This window comes from Paracoccus aminovorans, from assembly GCF_900005615.1.
In the GTDB taxonomy this organism is placed as follows: Bacteria; Pseudomonadota; Alphaproteobacteria; order Rhodobacterales; family Rhodobacteraceae; genus Paracoccus; species Paracoccus aminovorans.
The window spans coordinates 2,545,795-2,566,944 of sequence record NZ_LN832559.1 but is presented as its reverse complement, the minus strand read 5'-3'; the positions used below and the strand labels follow the sequence as shown (position 1 = coordinate 2,566,944).

General features: G+C 68.9%; 17 protein-coding genes. 14 read left to right on the top strand and 3 right to left on the bottom strand.

The window, feature by feature from the left end; genetic code table 11:
- Window positions 1–103 precede the first annotated feature (103 nt).
- Together rlmJ and JCM7685_RS12755 are read right to left on the bottom strand one after the other, a co-directional pair.
- The gene (rlmJ, locus tag JCM7685_RS12760; protein ID WP_074968662.1) at window positions 104–871 is read right to left on the bottom strand and encodes a 23S rRNA (adenine(2030)-N(6))-methyltransferase RlmJ; all 768 of its coding nucleotides are present in this window, start codon (window positions 869–871) and stop codon (window positions 104–106) included.
- Window positions 872–1,411: 540 nt separating this feature from the next.
- Window positions 1,412–1,639 carry a DUF1127 domain-containing protein gene (locus JCM7685_RS12755; protein WP_074968664.1) on the bottom strand — a complete coding sequence of 76 codons (228 nt, stop codon included), beginning with the start codon at window positions 1,637–1,639 and terminating at the stop codon, window positions 1,412–1,414.
- Window positions 1,640–1,991: 352 nt separating this feature from the next.
- On the opposite strand from JCM7685_RS12755, the gene JCM7685_RS12750 reads away from it, so the two are divergent.
- The 9 genes from JCM7685_RS12750 (at window position 1,992) to murD (ending at window position 12,851) form a co-directional block, all read left to right on the top strand.
- Window positions 1,992–3,101 carry an Mrp/NBP35 family ATP-binding protein gene (locus JCM7685_RS12750; protein WP_074968666.1) on the top strand — a complete coding sequence of 370 codons (1,110 nt, stop codon included), beginning with the start codon at window positions 1,992–1,994 and terminating at the stop codon, window positions 3,099–3,101.
- Window positions 3,102–3,743: 642 nt separating this feature from the next.
- Entirely contained in the window at window positions 3,744–4,262 is a 519-nt protein-coding gene (mraZ, locus tag JCM7685_RS12745; protein ID WP_074968668.1) for a division/cell wall cluster transcriptional repressor MraZ, read from the top strand.
- Window positions 4,263–5,231, top strand: coding sequence for a 16S rRNA (cytosine(1402)-N(4))-methyltransferase RsmH (rsmH, locus tag JCM7685_RS12740; protein ID WP_074968670.1), 969 nt, complete (start codon window positions 4,263–4,265; stop codon window positions 5,229–5,231).
- Window positions 5,231–5,608 carry a cell division protein FtsL gene (gene ftsL, locus JCM7685_RS12735; protein ID WP_074968672.1) on the top strand — a complete coding sequence of 126 codons (378 nt, stop codon included), beginning with the start codon at window positions 5,231–5,233 and terminating at the stop codon, window positions 5,606–5,608. The genes rsmH and ftsL overlap by 1 nt, the downstream gene beginning before the upstream one ends.
- Window positions 5,605–7,410: a peptidoglycan D,D-transpeptidase FtsI family protein gene (locus tag JCM7685_RS12730; protein ID WP_074968674.1), complete on the top strand. Its 1,806-nt coding sequence runs from the start codon at window positions 5,605–5,607 to the stop codon at window positions 7,408–7,410. The genes ftsL and JCM7685_RS12730 overlap by 4 nt, the downstream gene beginning before the upstream one ends.
- Window positions 7,410–8,909 (top strand): UDP-N-acetylmuramoyl-L-alanyl-D-glutamate--2,6-diaminopimelate ligase, encoded by a 1,500-nt coding sequence (locus JCM7685_RS12725; RefSeq protein WP_408634312.1) that lies wholly within the window; start codon window positions 7,410–7,412, stop codon window positions 8,907–8,909. Before JCM7685_RS12730 ends, JCM7685_RS12725 begins: the two co-directional genes overlap by 1 nt.
- On the top strand, window positions 8,906–10,291 hold the full coding sequence (locus tag JCM7685_RS12720) for a UDP-N-acetylmuramoyl-tripeptide--D-alanyl-D-alanine ligase (RefSeq protein ID WP_074968676.1): 1,386 nt from the start codon (window positions 8,906–8,908) through the stop codon (window positions 10,289–10,291). Before JCM7685_RS12725 ends, JCM7685_RS12720 begins: the two co-directional genes overlap by 4 nt.
- Window positions 10,291–11,373, top strand: a complete 1,083-nt coding sequence (mraY, locus tag JCM7685_RS12715; RefSeq protein WP_074968677.1) for a phospho-N-acetylmuramoyl-pentapeptide-transferase — start codon at window positions 10,291–10,293, stop codon at window positions 11,371–11,373. Before JCM7685_RS12720 ends, mraY begins: the two co-directional genes overlap by 1 nt.
- A gap of 77 nt (window positions 11,374–11,450) precedes the next feature.
- Entirely contained in the window at window positions 11,451–12,851 is a 1,401-nt protein-coding gene (murD, locus tag JCM7685_RS12710) for a UDP-N-acetylmuramoyl-L-alanine--D-glutamate ligase (protein ID WP_074968679.1), read from the top strand.
- 131 nt (window positions 12,852–12,982) lie between these two features.
- On the opposite strand, the gene JCM7685_RS12705 is transcribed toward murD, so the two are convergent.
- On the bottom strand, window positions 12,983–14,128 hold the full coding sequence (locus tag JCM7685_RS12705) for an OmpP1/FadL family transporter (RefSeq protein ID WP_074968681.1): 1,146 nt from the start codon (window positions 14,126–14,128) through the stop codon (window positions 12,983–12,985).
- A gap of 358 nt (window positions 14,129–14,486) precedes the next feature.
- Here JCM7685_RS12705 and guaB point away from each other — a divergent pair, with 358 nt between their 5' ends.
- From guaB to JCM7685_RS12680, 5 genes are all read left to right on the top strand, one after another.
- On the top strand, window positions 14,487–15,935 hold the full coding sequence (gene guaB / locus JCM7685_RS12700) for an IMP dehydrogenase (RefSeq protein ID WP_074968683.1): 1,449 nt from the start codon (window positions 14,487–14,489) through the stop codon (window positions 15,933–15,935).
- A gap of 555 nt (window positions 15,936–16,490) precedes the next feature.
- Window positions 16,491–16,964: a hypothetical protein gene (locus tag JCM7685_RS12695; protein ID WP_145981076.1), complete on the top strand. Its 474-nt coding sequence runs from the start codon at window positions 16,491–16,493 to the stop codon at window positions 16,962–16,964.
- Complete coding sequence (locus tag JCM7685_RS12690; protein ID WP_100526085.1) at window positions 16,961–17,776, top strand: lysozyme family protein; 816 nt, start codon at window positions 16,961–16,963, stop codon at window positions 17,774–17,776. Before JCM7685_RS12695 ends, JCM7685_RS12690 begins: the two co-directional genes overlap by 4 nt.
- Window positions 17,777–17,842: 66 nt before the next feature.
- Entirely contained in the window at window positions 17,843–18,994 is a 1,152-nt protein-coding gene (locus JCM7685_RS12685; RefSeq protein ID WP_074968687.1) for an RsmB/NOP family class I SAM-dependent RNA methyltransferase, read from the top strand.
- Between the two features lie 58 nt (window positions 18,995–19,052).
- On the top strand, window positions 19,053–21,098 hold the full coding sequence (locus JCM7685_RS12680) for an ATP-binding protein (protein ID WP_074968689.1): 2,046 nt from the start codon (window positions 19,053–19,055) through the stop codon (window positions 21,096–21,098).
- Window positions 21,099–21,150: the final 52 nt, after the last annotated feature.

Below are 21,150 nucleotides of genomic sequence, written 5' to 3'. Positions count from 1 at the left end.
CTGACAAGGGCCCGCCGGGACCAGAACATTTTCAGACGATTCGAGACGAAGTTTCTGTTTATGGCCGAGCGTGCACCGCTCGCGGTGATTTTTCGGCGGCCTGCTAGAACAGTGCCGCGATTCGCCGGGCTTCCTCGTCCAGCCCGTAGGGCGGGTTCAGCACGACCATGCCCGAGCCGACCATGCCGTGTCCCGGTCGGGCCGGCGGGAACCGCACCTCCGAAACCAGCGCTTCGGGATGATCGCGCCGCAGGGTCTCGACCATCGCCGCGTGGCGCAGGTCGGTCAGCACCGGATACCATAGCGCGATCACGCCCACGTTCCACTTGCGCGCCAGCTTGGCGATCTGGGGCGGAATGGCGTCATAGTCCGCCTTGACCTCATAGCTGGGATCGATCAGCAGTAGCCCCCGCCGCGGCGTGGGCGGACATATCGCCTGCGCCATCTGGAAGCCGTCCTGCCGGTGCAGATGCGCGAAACCGGCGACCCGGGCCAGAGCCTGGTGCTCGGCCGGGTGCAGTTCCGCCAGATGCGCCTCGTCGCCCGGACGCAGGAAATGCCGCGCGATCAGCGGCGAGCCGGGATAGGCGTTGGCGCCGTGGCGGGCGCGCACCGCGTCCAGCGCCTGCCGCAAGGGGTGATCCGCCGGCAGCCAGTTTTCGGACAGCGCGCGGGTGATGCCGGCCGCCGCCTCGCCCGTCTTTTCCGATTCCGCGCCGGCCAGGTCGTAAAGCCCGCGCCCGGCATGGGTTTCCAGATAGGACAGCTGCTTCGGCTTGGCGGTCAGATAGGCCAGCATCGACGCCAGCAGCGCATGCTTGTGCAGGTCCGCCAGGTTCCCGGCGTGATAGGCGTGCTGATAGGACAACATGATTTCCCCCTATACCCCGACCCCGGAAATGAAAAGCGGCGGTGCCCAGGGAGGAGGAGGGGGCACCGCCGCGCAACGCTGGCCCAGGGAGGAGGAGGGGCCGCGTATGGGGTGCGGCAATGGCAGGGAGGAGGACGCCATTACCGCGATCCGACGGTCCCAGGGAGGAGGAGAGGACCATCGTATTCCGTGCCGCCTTGCGGCGGCATTTTGGCGGCACCCCCAGGGAGGAGGAGAGGGGTGCCGCCGGAACCGGGAAGCCCAGGGAGGAGGAGGGGCTTCGCCGTATCGGTTTGGCGGCGCCTCCGGGAGGAGGAGAGAGGCGGCCGCCGGAACCGCGGGACCCAGGGAGGAGGAGGGGACCCGCCGTATGGGGTGGCGGCATCCCCAGGGAGGAGGAGAGGGAGCCGCCGGAACGCGAAGCCCAGGGAGGAGGGGGCTTCATCGTATCTGATCGGCGGCATCCTCAGGGAGGAGGAGGGAGGATGCCGCCTGAACCCGGACCCAAGGGAGGAGGAGTGGGTCGGGTGTTCTATGCCTTTATCTGGTCCCGTAGGCGGCCTGGCGGGCCACGCTGGGGATGTTGGCGCGGTGCAGGCCGAGGTCGGCCAGATCGCGGTTGGACAGTTGGTTCAGCTCGCGCAGGGTCTGGCGATACACCGAACGGCGGGCCAGGGTCTCACGGATAGCGGCCACGAATTTCGCGATCGAGCCGTTGCCGGCCGTATTGCGGTGGACACCGCCATGAATCAGATCGAGAACAGCCATTTCATACACTCTTTCGTCTTGCGGATGGCGCGTCGGGGTTCGCTTGCTTTCGCTTTGCGGTCTTGCCCGGTGCGCTGTTAGAGCCAACATGGCGCGTTTGCTGCAACTGCACAATGCACGATGGCGCTATGCTGCTATGCAGAAACGGCATGGCTGATCAGGGAACCCTGTCGCAAATCGTTAATATTTCTTAAAATTTTCAGCCATTTTTACAAGGTTGGCGGCGATGCGCGAGCGGAATGGTCGTATTTTACGCGGGGTCACAGCCACTTAGGTCTGAATGTGCGTTTGTCCCTGCTTGCCGAGCCCGGCCCGAATTGCCATTCTGCCGCGGCTGCAAAAGGGGGTTGCCATGACGATTTCACGGGAACGTGTGCTCGACGAGCTGGCGCGGATCGCGCTCCCCGGGGGTGGAACCCTGGTTTCGCGCGATATGGTGCGGGCTCTGAACGTGGAATCGGGCGTGGTCCGATTCGTCATCGAGGCGGCCGACGCCGCCGGCGCGCGCGAATTGGCGCCCGTCGAGGCCGAGGCGCAGCGCCTGCTGTCGGCCCTGCCGGGGGTCGAGAAGGTGCAGATCGTCACCACCGCCCCCGCCGGGCCGCGCGGGGCGCAGCCGCAGGTCACGGCCCGCTCGGGTGCCGCCGCGGCGCCGCCGCCGAATCTGACCATCGGCCGCCATCCGACGCCCCAGGCCGGGCCGGCGCCGGTCAGCGGCGTGGCCCGGATCGTCGCCATCGGCTCGGGCAAGGGCGGGGTGGGGAAATCGACCCTGACCTCGAACCTCGCCGTGGCGCTGGCGCGCAAGGGGCGCCGGGTCGGGTTGCTGGACGCCGATATATACGGTCCCTCGCAGCCGCGGATGCTGGGCTTGGGCGGGCAGCGCCTGACCAACGACGGCGAGATGATCCAGCCGCTGCACGCCCATGGCGTCACCGTCATGTCGCTGGGGCTGATGATGAAGGAAGGCGAGGCCGTGGTCTGGCGCGGCCCGATGCTGATGGGCGCGTTGCAGCAGATGCTGAACCAGGTGAAATGGGGCGAGTTGGACGTGCTGCTTGTGGATCTGCCGCCCGGAACCGGGGACGTGCAGCTGTCGCTGTGCCAGAAGGCGCAGGTGACGGGGGCGATCATCGTCTCGACGCCGCAGGACGTGGCGCTGATCGACGCCCGCCGCGCCATCGACATGTTCGACAAGCTCAAGACCCCGGTGCTGGGGCTGGTCGAGAACATGTCCACCTATATCTGCCCGAATTGCGGACACGAGGCGCATCTCTTCGGCCATGGCGGCGTCGCGGCCGAGGCCGCCAAGCTGAACCTGCCCTTCCTGGGCGAGATTCCCCTGAACCTCGAGGTGCGGCTGGCCGGGGATGCCGGCACGCCCGTCGCGGCCGGCGAGGGGCCGGTGGCCGATGCCTTCGCCAGACTGGCCGATCGGATGATCGGCGGCGGCATGGCCTGATTCTGCGGCCGGCGTCCCGCGTCTGGGAAAGCGCGGGAACGTGGACCGGGAATTCACGGGAAAACGGGCTCGGCTACGAATCACCGCGCCGTGAGGCCCCGTGATATAGGCAGAACTACGCAGAGACAGAGAGCCGCTTGCGGCGGAATCGGCGCCCCTTGCGGGCGCCGATGTCGATTCTGGGAATTCCTGGGATTTATTTGCCACAGTTGTAGAAATACCAGATGTAGTGGTCGCGGCAGTCTCTACCCCCGATACCTTCCCGACGAATCGCGGCGGTGTGAATTTGTTCGCGCCGCGTTCACACGCGGAGCGCCGCCGATCCCATCGCGTCCGGCCAGAAATCCATTGCCTCCCATAAATTCCCATGGCATCCCTTCCTCACGGAGACGGGCATGAGGGGCAGCAAGACCCCAAGGCGACAAGCAGGCTTCATACAGGCAACCCGCTTCCGAAAACGGCCTCTGCGGCGCGCGAGCAGCACCTCCCCCAGGTGGCGCGGAACGCAGGGCGCGATCCCCGAAACTACGGGGCCCAGAGATGGGAACGAGGGCGGCGGATCGGGCAGTGGCAGCAGCCCGATCCGCCCTTTCCTTTTCGGGCAAACCGAAAAGGCCGGGACAGTGAAAGGAGGGCGCGCCGTTGGCACGCCGGTTCAGAGGGTCGGAAGAGGTCAAGGTGGACGCGAAGGGCCGCGTTTCCATCCCGGCCAAGTTCCGCCGCGTCTTTGAAGCCTCCGATCCCGACTGGCAGGCCGGCAAGCGTGCGCAACTGGTCATCGTCTACGGCACCCGCAACTGGAACTGGCTGCAACTCTTCACCATCGACGCCATGGAAGAGATCGAGGACGGCATCGCCAGGATGCCGCGCGGCTCGGCCGAGCGCAACCTGCTGGAAAACATCTATCAGGGCCATGCCGACGAGGCCGAGATCGACGGCGACGGCCGCCTGGTCCTGCCGCAGAAGCTGCGCGAGAAGATCGGCCTGACCGACAGCGCCTTCTTCATCTCGGCCGGCGACAGCCTGAAGGTCTGGACCCCCGAAGCCTATGCCGAGGAAGAGCGCGCGCTGGAAGCCCGCGTCCCCGATCTGGAGCCCGGCGCCGATCCGCTGTCGCTGCTGGCCCCGGCGGCCAGGGAAGGCGCGAGGGAGGAGGGATAGATGGTGCCCGATCCGCATATCCCCGTCCTGCTTGGCCCGCTGTTGCGGGCCGTTGCGCCTGTCGGGGGCACCTGGGTCGACGGCACCTTCGGCGCGGGCGGCTATGCCCGCGGCCTGCTGGAGCAGGGCGCCACGCAGGTCATCGGCATCGACCGCGATCCCAGCGTCTTCCGCATGGCCGCGGTCTGGGCCGGCGAATACGGCGACCGGCTGCGGCTGGTTCAGGGCACCTTCTCGGACCTCGACACGCTGGCCGGCGGGCCGGTCGACGGCGTGGTGCTGGACCTGGGCGTCAGCTCGATGCAGCTCGACCAGCCCGAGCGCGGGTTCTCGTTCCTGCGCGACGGCCCCTTGGACATGCGCATGGGCGGCGACGGGCCGACGGCGGCCGATCTGCTGAACACCGCGCCCGAGCAGGTCATCGCCGACGTGCTTTACCTTTACGGCGAGGAGCGCGCCTCGCGCCGCATCGCCAAGGCCATCGTGGCGGCGCGGCCGCTGAGCCGCACCGGGCAACTGTCCGACATCGTCGCCGGCTGCCTGCCGCGCGCCAAGCCGGGGCAAAGCCACCCCTCGACCCGCGCCTTCCAGGCGATCCGCATCTGGGTCAACGACGAATTCGGCCAGCTGGTCGCCGGGCTGGCGGCGGCAGAGCGCGCGCTGCGGCCGGGCGGCAAGCTGGCCGTTGTCAGCTTCCATTCGCTTGAGGACCGCATCGTCAAGCGCTTCATGCAGGCGCGCTCGAACAGCGCCGGCGGCGGCAGCCGCTATGCGCCCGAAACCCAACGGACCGAGGCCGCCTTTACGCTGCCCTTCCGCCGCGCCATCGGCCCGGACGAGCAGGAGCTGGCGGTGAACCCGCGTTCGCGCTCGGCCCTGTTGCGGGTCGGCATCCGCACCGAATCGCCGGCCGGCCGCGTCGATCCCGAGGCGCTGGGCCTGCCCCGCCTCGACGAAAGGGGGGCGTGATGCGCTCGGTGCTGTATCTGCTGACCACGCTGGTCGTCATGGGCCTGGCCTTCTGGGCCTATCGCGAGAATTACCGCACCCAATCCGCGATCAGCGAGATGTCCGACATCCAGCGCCAGATCGGCCGACTGCGCGAGGACCTGGGCGTCCTGCGCGCCGAATGGGCCTATCTGAACCGGCCCGGGCGCCTGCGCCAGCTGGTGGACCTGAATTTCGACAAGCTGAAGCTGGTGCCCTTCGGCTCGGACCAGTTCGTGGACGTGGGGCAGGTGGCTTTCCCCACGCCGAAAGCCCCCGAGCCGCCGCCCGGCGCCGATATTCCGACCGAACGACCCGCCGGCTATCCGCCGCGCCGACCACAGGAGAGCACGCCATGATCCGCACCCCGCTGCGCCCGCTGGCCCGCATCCTTCGCGCCCGCGAAAAAGGCGAGAATCCGGATGCCATCGAGGCCGAGAACCGCGCCCAGAGGCATGCCGCGATCCAGGAAAAGGCGCGCGGCGGCGCCCGGACCCGGCTGTTCTTCATGTCCTGCGCCTTCGCGGTCGCCTTTGGCGCGGTGGGTCTCAAGATGGGCGTGCTGGCCTCGTCCCATCCGGCCGAGCCGCGGGTGCAGGCCGCGGGCGCGCAGATCATCTCGCAGCGCGCCGACATCATCGATCGCCACGGCCGGGTGCTGGCGACGAACCTGCTGACGCATTCGCTTTACGCCCATCCCCATCAGATGGTCGATCCCGAGAGCGCGGCCAAGGCGCTGGTCAAGATCTTTCCCGATCTCGACCGCGAAAGGCTGCGCAAGGATTTCACCGGCAAGCGCACCTTCGTCTGGATCAAGAAGAAGATCAGCCCCGAGCAGATGCAGGCCGTCCACGACATCGGCGAGCCGGGGCTGCTGTTCGGCCCGCGCGAGATGCGGCTTTATCCGAACGGCCGCATCGCCAGCCACATCCTGGGCGGCGCCACCTTCGGCAAGGAGGATGTGGCCAGCGCCGAGGTGGTGGGCGTCGCCGGCGTCGAGAAGGCATTCGACCACTGGCTGCGCGACCCGGCCAACGACGGCGCGCCGCTGACGCTGTCGCTGGACCTGACCGTGCAGGCGGCGATGGAGGAGGTGCTGTCGAACGGCATGCGGGTGATGAACGCCAAGGGCGCCACCGGCATCCTGATGGAGGTCGGCACCGGCGAGATCGTCGCCATGGCCAGCCTGCCCGATTTCGACCCCAACGACCGGCCGCGGCCGTTGCTGAAGGGCGATCCCTCGGACAGCCCGCTGTTCAACCGCGCGGTGCAGGGCCAGTACGAGCTGGGTTCGACCTTCAAGATCTTCCCGGTGGCGCAGGCCGTGGACCTGAAGCTGGTCAGCCCGACCACGATGATCAACGCCAAGGCGCCGATGCGGATCGGCAAATACCTGATCAACGAGTTCCGGGGCCACAACTACGGCACGCTTTCGGTCACCGACATCATCGTGAAGTCCTCGAACGTCGGCACCGTCCGCGTGGCCCAGCTGCTGGGCGCCGAGCGGCAGAAGGATTTCCTGCAGAAGCTGGGCTTTTTCGAGCCGACGCTGATCGAGATGAGCGAGGCGCCCACCGGCAAGCCGCTGGTGCCCAAGCGCTGGCCGGCGGTGACCTCGGCCACCGTGGCCTTCGGCCATGGCCTGGCGGCCAGTCCGCTGCACCTGGCCACCGCCTATGCCACCGTCGCCAATGGCGGCAAGCGGGTGACGCCGACGCTGATCTACGACCGCAGCCGGCGCGCGGGCGAGCAGGTGCTGTCGCCCGAGGCCGCGCGCATCGCCGTGCAGATGCTGCGCCAGGTGGTGGTCCGCGGCAGCGGCCGCAGCGCCAATGTCGAGGGCTACGAGGTCGCGGGCAAGACCGGCACCGCCGACAAGCCGCGCCCGACCGGCGGCTATTACGGCAACAAGGTGGTCTCGACCTTCGCCTCGGTCTTCCCGGCCAGCAATCCGCGCTATGTGCTGGTGCTGTCGCTGGACGAGCCCTCGGCCATGGGCGCGGGCGGCGAAAGCCGCACGGCGGGGGCGACCTCGGCCCCGGTCGCGGCCGAGGTGATCCGCCGCGTCGCGCCGCTGCTGGGTCTGCGCCCGGCCACCGAATCGGAATTGCCGACGGTTGAACGGCCTTTGCCCGATGGGCTAAAGCTCGTCTCGAACTGATGAGCGGAGGTTCCGTGACCGAACGGGTGATGCGGCTGTCCCTTCTGGGGCTTCGGGGGGACAAGGGGCGCGACCCCCAGGTGACGGGACTGTCCGTCGATTCGCGGCAGGTTCGGCCCGGCCATCTGTTCGCCGCGCTGCCGGGCTCGGCCACGCATGGCGGCGAGTTCATCCGATACGCCTTGCGCCAGGGCGCGGGCGCGATCCTGACCGACCGCAAGGGCGCCGAGATCGCGGCGGCCGAACTGGCCGGCGCGGATGCGGCGCTGGTCGTGGCCGAGGATCCGCGCGCCGCGCTGGCCGGCGCCGCCGCGCTGTGGTTCGCCGCCCAACCCGAGACCATGGTCGCCGTCACCGGCACCTCGGGCAAGACCTCGGTCGCCACCTTCACCCGGCAGATCTGGCAGGCGCTGGGGCACAAGGCGATCAGCCTGGGCACCATGGGCGTGCAGGGCGATTACCAGGCGAAGCTGGCCCATACCACGCCCGAGCCCATCACCCTGCACCGCGTGCTGGCCGAGGCCGCCGCCGAGGGCGTCACCCATGCCGCGATGGAGGCATCGAGCCACGGGCTCGACCAGCGCCGGCTGGACGGGGTGCGGCTCAAGGCCGGTGCCTTTACCAATTTCAGCCAGGACCACCTGGACTATCACAAGAACTTCGACGAGTATTTCGCCGCCAAGGCCCTGCTTTTCAACCATATCCTGGACGAAGGCTCTGCTGCGGTGGTCAATGTCGACGACCCGCGCGGCCGACAGATGGCGCAGATCGCGCGCGAACGTGGCCTGGACCTGACCACCATCGGCAAGGCCGAGGGCGCCGACCTGCGCATCCTGGGCCAGCGCTATGATGCGACCGGGCAGGACCTGCGCTTTTCCTGGCACGGCCAGGCGCATCTGGTCCGGCTGGCGCTGATCGGCGGCTTCCAAGCCGAGAACGTGCTGGCCGCCGCCGGCCTCGCCATCGCCGCCGGCGATGAGCCCGCCCGGGTGATCGAGACCCTGCCGGGCCTGACCACCGTGCGCGGCCGCATGGAACTGGCCGCGGTGCGCGACAATGGCGCGGCGGTCTTCGTCGATTACAGCCACAAGCCCGGGGCGCTGGCCTCGGCCCTGCAATCGCTGCGCCCGCATGTCATGGGGCGCATCGTCGTGGTCTTCGGCGCCGGCGGCGACCGTGACCGACTCAAGCGCCCGCTGATGGGCGAGGCGGCGCGCGCCTTTGCCGACGTGGTCTATGTCACCGACGACAATCCCCGCTCCGAGGATCCGGCCGCGATCCGGGCCGAGGTCATGGCCGGCGCCGGCCCCGATGCGGTCGAGATCGGCGACCGCGCCGAGGCGATCCTGCGCGGCGTCGATGCCCTGCAACCCGGCGACGCGCTGCTGATCGCCGGCAAGGGCCACGAGACCGGCCAGATCATCGGAAGCGACGTCTATCCCTTCGATGATGCGGAACAAGCCTCGGTCGCCGTCGCTGCGCTGGATGGCAAGATATGACGCTCTGGACCTCTGACGCCGCTGCGCGGGCCACTGGCGGCCGCGCCACCCGCGATTTTGTGATCACGGGCGTGTCCATCGACACCCGCACCCTGCAGCCGGGCGACCTGTTCGTGGCGCTGAAGGATGTGCGCGACGGCCATGACTTCGTCGCCCGGGCGCTGGACAAGGGCGCCGCCGCGGCGCTGGTCAGCCGCATCCCCGAGGGCGTGGCCGATAACGCGCCGCTGCTGGTCGTCCCCGATGTGCTGGCCGCGCTGGGGGATCTTGGCCGCGCCGGCCGCGCCCGGATGCAGGGCAGGGTCATCGCCATCACCGGCTCGGTCGGCAAGACCTCGACCAAGGAAATGGCCCGCATCGCGCTGGCGGAGCAGGGCAATATCCACGCCGCCGAGGCCAGCTACAACAACCACTGGGGCGTTCCGCTGACGCTGGCGCGGATGCCGGAAGACACCGATTTCGCCATCATCGAGATCGGCATGAACCACCCCGGCGAGATCGCGCCGCTGGCGCGCCTTGCCCGCCCGCATGTCGCGATGATCACCACGGTCGCAGCGGCGCATCTGGAAGCCTTCGGCGCCATCGAGGGCATCGCCCGCGAAAAGGGCGCGATCTTTGCCGGCCTGGAACCCGCCGGCCATGCCATCATCCCCGAGGACCTGGCGGTGACGCAGATCCTGCGCGACTGCGCCGATGCGGCGGGGGCGCTGGTGATCGGTTTCGGCCAGCATGGCATGGCGAAGCCCGTCAAGGCCGAGACAGTGGACGGCGCCACCCGGGTCCGCGCCCGCATCCTGGGCGAGACGGTGGATCTAACCCTCGCCACCGCCGGCACGCATTTCGTGATGAATGCGGTCGGCGTGCTGGCCGCGCTGTCGGCCGCCGGAGCCGATCTGGCCGCGGCGGCGAAGCATCTTGCGGACTGGAACCCGCCGCTGGGCCGGGGCGCGGTCGAGGATCTGGCCGGCGTCCGGCTGATCGACGACGCCTATAACTCGAACCCGACCTCTCTCTCGGCCGGCCTTGCGACGCTGGCGCGGCTGACCGGCGGGCGGCGGGTGGCGATCCTGGGCGACATGCTGGAACTGGGCCCGGAGGAGATCGCCATGCATGCCGGCATGGCGCAGGATCCCGCGATTGCGGCGGTCGACCTAGTCCATACCGCCGGCCCGCGCATGCGCGCGCTGCACGAGGCGCTGCCGGAAAACCGCCGCGGGGTGCATGCCGAGACCGCCGCCGAACTGGCCGAGCGTATCGGCGAGCTGGTCGCGACCGGCGATATCGTGCTTGTGAAGGGCTCCAAATCCTCGCGGGTCTCGACTGTGGTTGACGCGCTGCGGCGGACGCGCCAAAGCACGGCGCCTGGCGAAAGGACAGCGTAATGCTCTATTGGCTCACGAACCTCTCTGACGGCGGGGATTTTTTCAACCTTTTCAGATACATCACCTTCCGGGCCGGCGGCGCCTTCTTCACCGCGCTGGTCTTCGGCTTCCTCTTCGGCCGGCCGCTGATCGACCTTCTGCGCCGCAAGCAGAAGAAGGGCCAGCCGATCCGGGACGACGGGCCCCAGAACCATTTCTCCAAGGCCGGCACCCCGACCATGGGCGGCCTGCTGATCCTCGCCGCGCTGGTGGTCGGCACGCTGCTCTGGGCGCGGCTCGACAACGGCTATGTCTGGATCGTGCTGCTGGTCACCCTGGGCTTCGCCGCCATCGGCTTCGCCGACGATTACGCCAAGGTCACCAAGCAACACCACGCCGGGCTCTCGGGCAAGGTCCGGCTGCTGATCGGCCTCTGCATCGCCGCCGCCGCCGGAGCCGCCGCCGCCTGGCTGCACCCGGCCGCCCTCAGCGGCGAATTGGCGCTGCCCTTCTTCAAGGATGCGCTGATCAACCTCGGGCTGCTCTACGTTCCCTTCGCGGTGCTGGTGATCCTGGGCGCCGCCAATGCGGTGAATCTGACCGACGGGCTCGACGGGCTCGCCATCATGCCGGTGATGATCGCCGCCGGCAGCTTCGCGGTGATCGCCTATATGGTCGGCAACGCCAATTTCGCCAATTACCTCGGCGTGCATTTCGTGCCCGGCACCGGCGAGCTTGCGGTCTTCGTCGCCGCGCTGATCGGCGGCGGCCTCGGGTTCCTCTGGTACAACGCCCCGCCCGCCGCGGTGTTCATGGGCGACACCGGCAGCCTTGCCCTGGGCGGCGCGCTCGGCGCCATCGCCGTCGCCACCAAGCACGAGATCGTGCTGGCCATCGTCGGCGGCCTCTTCGTGGTCGAGGCGCTGTCGGTCATCATCCAGGTGCTCTACTTCAAGCGCACCGGCAAGCGGGTGTTCCTGATGGCCCCGATCCACCATCATTTCGAGAAGAAGGGCTGGGGCGAGGCGCAGATCGTCATCCGCTTCTGGATCATCGCCCTGATCCTCGCGCTGATCGGCCTCGCCACGCTCAAGCTGCGCTGATCCTTTCCGTTTGACAAATACCCTCGGGGGGTCCGGGGGGCGAAGCGCCCCCGGCCTTCCATAGCGAAGGCAGAACCATGATCCCCGTCCAAGGCGTCGAAAACCAGACCATCGCCGTGCTCGGCCTCGGCCGCTCCGGCCGCGCCACCGCCGCCGCCCTGACCGAGGGCGGCGCCCATGTCGTCACCTGGGACGACGGCGCCGACACCCGCGAACAGGCCGCCGCCGACGGCATGACCGTGCTCGACCTGACGCGCGAGGCGAATTGGGACGGCGTCAGCGCGCTCATCACCAGCCCCGGCATCCCGCATCTCTATCCCAGGCCGCACCCGGTCATCGCCAAGGCCTATGAACTCGGCGTGCCGGTCGACAACGACATCGGCCTGTTCTTCCGCAGCTTCGCCACCCGCGACTGGGAAAGCTACGACATCACGCCGCGCGTCATCGCCATCACCGGCTCGAACGGCAAATCCACCACCACGGCGCTGATCCACCATATCCTGCGCGAGGCCGGCCGCCCGACCCAGATCGGCGGCAATATCGGCACCGGAGTCCTCTCGCTCGACCCCGCCCATGACGGCGAGGTGGTGGTGCTGGAGCTCTCCAGCTACCAGACCGACCTGGCCCGGGCGCTGACGCCCGACATCGCGGTCTTCACCAATCTCTCGCCCGACCATCTCGACCGCCACGGCGGCCCCGGCGGCTATTTCGCCGCCAAGCGCCGGCTCTTCGCCGAGGGCGGCCCCGACCGTGCCGTGATCGGCGTCGACGAGATCGAGGGCCGCTATCTGGCCGACCATCTTGCCATGGCGCCCTCGGACGACCGAGTGATCCGCATCTCCTCGGGGCAAAAGCTGGAACGCTTCGGCTGGTCGGTCTTTTCCCGCAAGGGCTTCCTTTCGGAATACCGCAAGGGCCGCCAGGTCGCCTCGATCGACCTGCGCGAGGTCAAGGGCCTGCCGGGCGAACACAACCACCAGAACGCCTGCGCTGCCTATGCCGCGACCCGCGCCCTGGGGCTCGCCCCGCGCGAGATCGAGCGCGCCTTCCACAGCTTCGAAGGCCTGCCGCACCGCAGCCAGCGCGTGGCCGAGATCGACGGCGTGGCCTGGGTCAACGACAGCAAGGCCACCAATGTCGATGCCGCCGCCAAGGCGCTGACGGCGTTCCGCAACATCCGCTGGATCGCCGGCGGCATGGGCAAGGACGGCGGCATCGAGGCGCTGCAACCCTTCCTCGACCATGTGGTCAAGGCCTATCTGATCGGCCATTCCGCGCGCGACTTCGCCCTGCAACTGGGCGCCGTCCCCTATGAGATCGCCGAGACCATGGACCAGGCCGTGGCCCGCGCCGCCGCCGAGGCCCAACCCGGAGAGACCGTGCTGCTGGCCCCCGCCGCCGCCAGTTTCGACCAATATCCGAATTTCGAGAAACGCGGCGAGCATTTCACGGCGCTGGTCCAGGCATTGCGGCCCTGATCTTCGCCGGTTTCCGAATACCCGGCCGGCGCTTCCTCGGCGCCCGCCTTTCCCGGAGCTGCGCGGTCCGGGTGCGGCCGCAAAGGAAAAGGCCCCGGACCAGCCGGGGCCTTCGTCATGTTCCGCAAGCCTCAGAAGGAATAGCCGATCCGCACGCCGACGCCCCAGGCTTCGCTGTCGTCCATCTTGGCGACCTCGGTCGTGTTGCCGCTGGGGCCGATGCCCAGCGTGGCGTCGCCCAGCTTGGTGTAATTGATGCCGGTGGTGATCTTGATGTTGTCCATCGTATAGATCGCGGCCAGCGTCACCGCCTTGCGGCCGTTGACCGGCGCCAGCGGCGAGACCGTCTTGCCCTCTTTCGGCTCATAGAGGAACGACACCGAGCCCGACCAGTTCTCGGTGAACTTGCGGCCGATGCCGATGGTATAGGTGGTGGTGTCCTCGACCTCGACCAGCGGGATCTCTCCGGCGGCGGTGGCGATGGGGAACAGGAAGTTGTCCACCTTGAACTCGGACCATTTCACCCAGCGGATCGAGCCGAACAGCAGCGTGTCCTCGGCGATGCCGGTCTGGCCCTCCAGCGTCCAGCTGCGCGGGGTCTTGACGGTATATTTGTCCTTGAAGGCCACCGGCAACGGGCCGCCGGTCTCGGTCATGTCGAAGTCGTGCTCGATGGGCGAGTTGTAGGTCAGCGAGACCCGCGCCGCGATCTCGGGCATCTCGTAGGCGACGCCGGCGACCCAGCCGACGCCCCAGGCGCCGTCGATGTCGAGATTGTAGCCCGCTGTCGTCAGATAGCCCGCGCCGTTCAGCCCCACCCGGCCGTCGGCATGCGATCCGCGGATGCCGCCGTGCACCGAGAAATTGTTGTCGAACTTGTAGCGCAGCAGCGCGGTATAGGTGGTCGAATTTACCTCGACCAGCGTGCCGCCCAGCAGCAGCGAACCGTCCGGCGGCGCCTGATAGCGGATGTCGGCGCCGAAGGGCTGCTCGACGATGATCGCGCCCGACAGGTTCGGCGTGAACTGGTGCTTGTAGGCCAGGCCGAAGAAGCCATAGCCCTGGGCCACGTCGCCGGTGGCATAGGGGCCGCCGACGGCCCCGGGGGCATAATCGTGGCCGCGCACGCTGGGATTGACCCCGCCGAAGCTCAGCTCGGCATAGTTGCCGTTCTCGAACAGCGGCGCCAGCGATTGCGGCGCGCGCTCGATCCCCCCGGCCAGCACGGGCGCGGCGCTTGCCAGCAGCGCACCGATGCCGGTGACGATCCTTTTCATGATTTCCCTCCCCTTCGACCAGTTCCTTGCGAACTACTGGGTTCAGCCTGCGGCACGCGCCCCGGTTGCGTCAATCGGCAGCATCCGGTGACGCCGCGTCCGGGCGCGGACGGATAGGGGGGCGTGGCCCGGCGGCCACGATATGCCCAGGCCGAGACGGCCGGGACCCGTTTCGCAGGCGCTTCGCCGCACCTGCGAAACCCGCGGCCCGCGCTTTCGCCGGCTGCCGACGGACCTGCGCCGGAACTGCGGCGGGCCGGCCGCCAAAACCCGCATCGCCGGCGCCCGATGCTCTGGACATTTCGGCCGGCCCGTGAAATGGGAAACTGCCAAACGAACCCCGTGACAGGATGCTCCCATGCAGATTCGTGAGGCTTTGACCTTCGACGATGTTCTTCTCGTTCCTGCGGCTTCCTCGGTGATGCCCTCGACCGCCGACGTGACCACGCAGGTCACCCGCCGGATCCGGATGAACATCCCGCTGCTGTCCTCGGCCATGGATACCGTCACCGAAAGCCGCATGGCCATCGCCATGGCGCAGGCCGGCGGCATCGGCGTGATCCACCGCAACCTGACCACCGAGCAGCAGGCCGACGAGGTCCGCCGCGTCAAGCGCTTCGAGTCGGGCATCGTCTACGACCCGATCACCCTGTCCCCCGACCAGACCATCGCCGACGCCAAGGCCCTGCAGGAACGCTACAGCGTCTCGGGCTTTCCGGTGGTGGATGGCGCGGGCCGGGTGGTCGGCATCATCACCAACCGCGACATGCGTTTCGCCAGCAGCGACGCCATGCCGGTGAAGGCGGTGATGACCGGCGACAACCTTGCCATCCTGCGCGAACCCGCCGACCGCGCCGAGGCCATCGACCTGATGAAGGCCCGCCGCATCGAGAAGCTGCTGATCACCGACGGCCAGGGCAAGCTGACCGGGCTGCTGACGCTGAAGGACACCGAGCTTTCGGTGCTGAACCCGCTGGCCTGCAAGGACGAGCTGGGCCGGCTGCGCGTCGCCGCCGCCTCGACCGTCGGCGACGAGGGCTATGAGCGCAGCCTGGCGCTGATCGACGCAGGCGTCGATCTGGTGGTCATCGACACCGCCCACGGCCATTCCGAGGGCGTGGCCCGCGCCGTCTCGCGCATCAAGGCGCACAGCAACGAGGTGCAGGTGGTCGCCGGCAACGTCGCCACCGCCGAGGCGGCGCGCGCGCTGGTCGACGCCGGTGCCGACGCGATCAAGGTCGGCATCGGCCCGGGTTCGATCTGCACCACGCGCATCGTCGCGGGGGTGGGCGTGCCGCAGCTGACCGCGATCATGGACGCGGCGCGGGGCGCGGGCGAAACCCCGGTCATTGCCGACGGCGGCATCAAGTTCTCGGGCGATTTCGCCAAGGCCATCGCGGCCGGGGCGTCCTGCGCCATGGTGGGCTCGGCCATCGCCGGCACCGATGAATCCCCCGGGGAGGTGATCCTCTACCAGGGCCGGTCGTTCAAATCCTATCGCGGCATGGGCTCGCTGGGGGCGATGGCGCGCGGCTCGGCCGACCGCTATTTCCAGAAGGACGCGGCCTCGGACAAGCTGGTCCCCGAGGGGATCGAGGGCCAGGTGCCCTACAAGGGCTCGGCCGCCGCGGTGATCCACCAACTGGTCGGGGGCTTGCGCGCCGCCATGGGCTATACCGGCAACGCCACCGTGGCCGAGATGCGCGGCGGCTGCGAATTCGTGCGCATCACCGGTGCGGGGCTGAAGGAAAGCCATGTCCACGACGTGCAGATCACCCGCGAAAGCCCGAACTACCGGCTGGGCTGAAGGGGCCGCAAGGGCTGAACGCAGAGGATTTCACGGCCACGGGGATCTCGGGGCTGCGTCCACGTGGGGCGTCAGGGCGCAGGTCCCGGGCGATCCGGCATCCTCTGCCGGCAGATCAGTGTCGCCGAGCGCGGAGGCACGGATCTTGCTTGCGGCGACGGGCAAGTGGCATTTCGGAAACCGCCCCTGGGATCCCGTGTCCGCCTTCGGCAGGAGCGTTAACAGGCTGCTGAAAAGTCCGCGTGATAGGGTGGGAAATCTGTCTTGAATCGGCCGGAAATGCCCGGATTTCAGGCCCATCTTCACCGGATACAGAACGATTTTCGCGATGAGGCCTGCTCAAAATCCTTTTTCAATGACCTGTTGATCATCCCGCCTGTCTGCGTTGCTCCGCGCACCGTCGGCAACGAAGCGGCTTCAAGGGCATCTTGGCAGTCCTGAGACTGGCTAAAGGGCAAAGGTTGCCCGCGAATGACGGCGAAAAGTCCCGGCCTCCTAACCTTATCTTAAGGGGCTGCTGCAATCCTGCGCAGGAACGATCGCAGGAGCCGCAAGATGCCCTATCCAGATTCGTCGCGTCCCTTGCTCCGCGGGCGCCCCGGCACGCCTGACCCGCTTGGTCGTGCTGGCTCGGCCGGGGCTGACGGGATGCTGTCCGGGTCCGAGGCGCTGCGCCAGATCACCGTCGCGGCGACACCCGGCTTTTACGACCATGGCGCCGCGTTGCTGGTGATGTGTCGGACGCTCGAGGAGCGTCCGCGCGAGCTGCGTGCCGCGCTGTCCGGCGAATGCGCCGCGCTGTGGCGGGCCACCACCGGTCGCGAGATCCTGGACCTGCTGGCCCAGCGGCGTGCCTTGGGTCAGGAGGTGTTCCAGGACATGCCGCTGTTCACGCTGCGGCTGCAGGGAAGCGAGCGTGAGCGCGAACTGACCTCGCAGCTGGGGCGACGTTACCGGGTGCGGGTCTTTGAGGTGGCGCGTTGGTCCGTGATTGGCGGGGCGGTTCCGCCCGAAAGGCTCTGGCATTGATTCTGCTGCGCGCCCTGGTGCTGCTGGCGCTGCTGGCCGGCGTGGCGCGGGCGGCGCCCTCGGCCGATGTCTGCGAATGGGCGGCGCAGCAGGCGGCCGCCGAGGAAGGCGTCCCGGCAGACATCATGGGCGCGCTGACCCTGACCGAGACCGGGAGGCGGCTGGACGGCGTCACCCGTCCCTGGGCCTGGAGCGCCAATGCCGAAGGCGAGGGCACCTGGTTCGACGATCCCGCCAGCGCCGTGGCCTTCGCCGAAGATCGCGTAGCGCAGGGCCGCACCAATATCGACATCGGCTGCTTCCAGCTGAACTATCGCTGGCATGGCGAGAATTTTTCCTCGGTGGCGCAGATGTTCGACCCGCTGGAGAATGCCCGCTACGCGGCGCGTTTCGTCCGCGGGCTTTACGCCGAGACGGGGGATTGGCGCGCGGCTGCCGGCGCCTTTCACTCCCGCACCCAGATCCACGCCCAGAAATACCTGGCGCGCTTCGACACGCTGCGGCAGATGCTGCGCGAGCGCGGCTTCCAGGGCCTGAGGGACGGACCCGAGACCTACAACAGCTTTGCCTCGATCGCCTCGGGCCAGCGCAAGCAAGTGCGCGAAAGGGTCATGCTGCTGGGTGCGCCGCTGGGCACCGGCGTCACCGGCACGCCCGGCTCGCTGGCGGCCATCGGCCAGGGCCGCGGCGCAACCCTGACGCGGACGCGGGGGCCACTGCTGCTGGCCTCGCGCGGACCGCTGATGCCGGGCCCCGAGGCTGCCGCGGCCGCGGTCGACCCGCCCGATCCCGCAGGTGAGGGCTGGGATTGACAATTCCGGCCGCTCGGCCTTTCTGCGGGGCGTTCCGCAACCACCCGCGCCGGGGGCGCAGGCCACATGACCCCAGCCGCCCGCATCGCCGCGGCCATCACCATCCTGGACCGCATTCTTGCCGGGGAACCGGCCGAGCCCGCGCTGCTGCGCTGGTCCCGCGCCAGCCGCTTCGCCGGCTCGGGCGACCGCGCGGCCGTGCGCGACCTGGTCTTCGACAGCCTGCGTCGGCTGCGCTCGCGCGCCGCGCTGGGCGGGGCGATGACCGGGCGCGGCGTGATGCTGGGCCTGTGCCGGGACGAGGGGCTCGACCCGGCGACGCTCTTTACCGGCGACGGCCACGCCCCGGCCACGCCGTCCCCCGCCGAACTGGGCGCCGGGCGGATGCCCGATGCTGCCGAGGCCCTGGACCTGCCGGACTGGCTGCTGCCGCTGTGGCGAGCATCGCTGGGCGCCGAGGCGGAACCGGTGGCACTGGCGATGCGGGACCGTGCCCCGGTCTGGCTGCGGGTGAACCTGCGCCGTGCGGGTCCCGCCGAGGCGATCGCCGCGTTGGCGCGGGACGGGATCGAGGTCCAGCGCCATGAGACGCTGGCAACGGCGTTGCGCGCGACAGGCGGCGCCCGCAAGCTGGCGAGCGCGCGGGCCTATCGCGAGGGGTTGGTCGAGTTGCAGGACCTGTCGCCGCAGCTGGCTTGCGCCGCGCTGCCGGCGCGGGGAAGCCTGCTGGACTTCTGCGCCGGCGGCGGTGGCAAGGCGCTTGCGCTGGCCGCGCAGGGTGCGGGACCGGTCACCGCCCACGACATCGATCCCCGACGCATGGCCGACCTGCCGGAGCGGGCCCGGCGGGCGGGGGTGCAGGTCGGCATCGCCTCTCCGGGCCAGGTCTCCGGACGGTTCGATCTGGTTCTGGCGGACGTGCCCTGTACGGGCAGCGGCACCTGGCGGCGCAGCCCGGATGCGAAATGGCGCCTGGCCGCCGCCGATCTAGACCGGCTGCTGCAACTGCAGGCCGGCATCCTCGACCAGGCGGCGGGTTTCGTGGCCACGGGCGGTCACCTGGCCTATATGACCTGTTCGCTGCTCGAGCCCGAGAACGGCGCCCAAGTCGCGGCCTTCCTGGCCCGCAGCCCCGCGTTCCAGCCGGTGGCGCAGCAGCGGTTTACGCCGCTGTCGGCCTCGGACGGGTTTTTCCTGGCGCTGATGCGCCGCCGTTAATCCCCTGTTAACCCGCATGCGCTATTCCGAGCGGAAACGACTGGCGGCGAGGGGGCTGATGATTTCCGAACGGGCAGAAATCCTGCGCTCGGCGCAGATCCTGGTGCCTTTCCTGGCGCTGCCGGCCCTGGTCGGCGCCTTGTGGCTGGCGCTCTGGCCACAGCAAGCCGATGCCGGGGCTACGCTGCTGGTCGCCGGTGCGGCGGCGTCGGCCTGGTATCTGCTGGGCGGCGCGATCTCGGCCCGGCATCTCTGGCGCGGGCTCGCGGTGCGGCGCGACCTTGGCCGGACGATGCCCGCGGTCCTGGGCCATGACCTGCCTGCGCTTGCCATCGACCCCCAGGGACTGATCCTGGCCCAGAACGAACTGGCTCTGGACCGCCTCGGCGACCTGGTCGGCCGTTACGTGCTGGACCTGCTGGGCCGGCGGCATGCCGACCCGGAGGCGGAATGGCGCGACCTGGGCATCCGCCTGGCCCGCTGTGGCCGGCTGCGCACCGACCTGGGCGATCTCGGCCATTTCCAGGTCACGCGCGAGGCCGGTGCCCTGGTCCAGCTGTGGCTGGCCGCCACGCCCGAGCCCGCGGCGGCGCCCGCCGAGCCCGCGCCCCGCAGCGACGGCGAGGATTTCGACCTTCTGCCGGTGGCGCTGATCACCCTGGACCCTTCGGCCCGCGTCCTGCGCGCCAACGCCGCCGCCTGCCAACTGCTGGGCGCGGATATCGCGGGGCAGAGCCTGGCCGTCCTGCTGGACGGACTGGGGCGCGAGCTGGGCGATTGGGTGGGCGACATCTGCGCCGGCCGCACGGTCGGCGGCGCGGAGGTGCTGCATGTCAAGGCCGAGGGACCCGAGCGTTTCGTCCAGGCCACCCTGGCCCGCGGCAGCGGCGATTACGTCACCGCGGTTCTTTCGGACGCCAGCGCCCTGAAGACGCTGGAGGCGCAATTCGTCCAAAGTCAGAAGATGCAGGCCATCGGTCAGCTTGCCGGCGGGATCGCCCATGATTTCAACAACCTGCTGACGGCCATCACCGGTCATTGCGACCTGCTGATGCTGCGCCACGACAAGGCCGATCCGGATTATGCCGACCTGGACCAGATCAGTCAGAACGCCAATCGCGCGGCGGCGCTGGTTCGGCAGCTGTTGGCCTTTTCCCGCAAGCAGACCCTGAAGCCGCAGATCATGGATCTGCGCGACACGCTCTCGGACCTGACGCATCTCTTGAACCGGCTGGTGGGCGAGCGCATCGTCCTGACCTTCGACCACGATCCCTCGCTGCGGATGATCCGCGCCGACCGCCGCCAGTTCGAGCAGGTGATCATGAATCTGGTGGTGAACGCCCGCGATGCCATGCCCGAGGGCGGCGACATCACCATCAGCACCGACAATGTCCGGCTCGAGGACCCCGCGGGCATCGGACGCGCCACCCTGCCGCGCGGTGACTACGTCCGCGTCAAGGTCCGCGATCAGGGTTGCGGCATCGCCCCCGACGATCTGGCCAAGATCTTCGAGCCCTTCTTCACCACCAAGCGCATGGGCGAGGGCACCGGGCTGGGGCTGTCGACCGCCTATGGTATCGTCAAGCAGACCGGCGGTTATATTTTCTGCGACAGCACCCCGGGCGAGGGCAGCTGCTTTTCTCTGTTCTTCCCCGCCCACGACCGTGGCACGGCCGAAGAGCCGGCCGCGCCCGCGGCCAGCGCCCCGATTCGCGCCCGGCGCGAACTTGAGGCGACCGTGCTACTGGTCGAGGACGAGGCGCCGGTTCGCGCCTTTGCCAGCCGGGCGCTGAAGCTGCAGGGGTTCAACGTGCTTGAGGCCGCCTGCGCCGAGGATGCGCTGTCGCTGCTTTCCGATCAACGCCTGCTGGTCGATGTCTTTGTCACCGACGTGGTGATGCCCGGTATGGACGGTCCGTCCTGGGTGCGCACCGCCCTGCGCGACCGGCCCGATACGCGGGTGATCTTCATGTCGGGCTATGCCGAGGACATCTTTTCCGAAGGCCGACCGCCGGTGCCGGACTCGGCCTTCCTGGCGAAGCCTTTCTCGCTTTCGGATCTGACGGCGCTGGTCGCCCGTCAGCTGGAGGGGGCGGGCCGCTGAATGCCGCCCGGCTAGGTTCTTTGGACTCTTGGGATTTCTTTTTGTCTGAAGG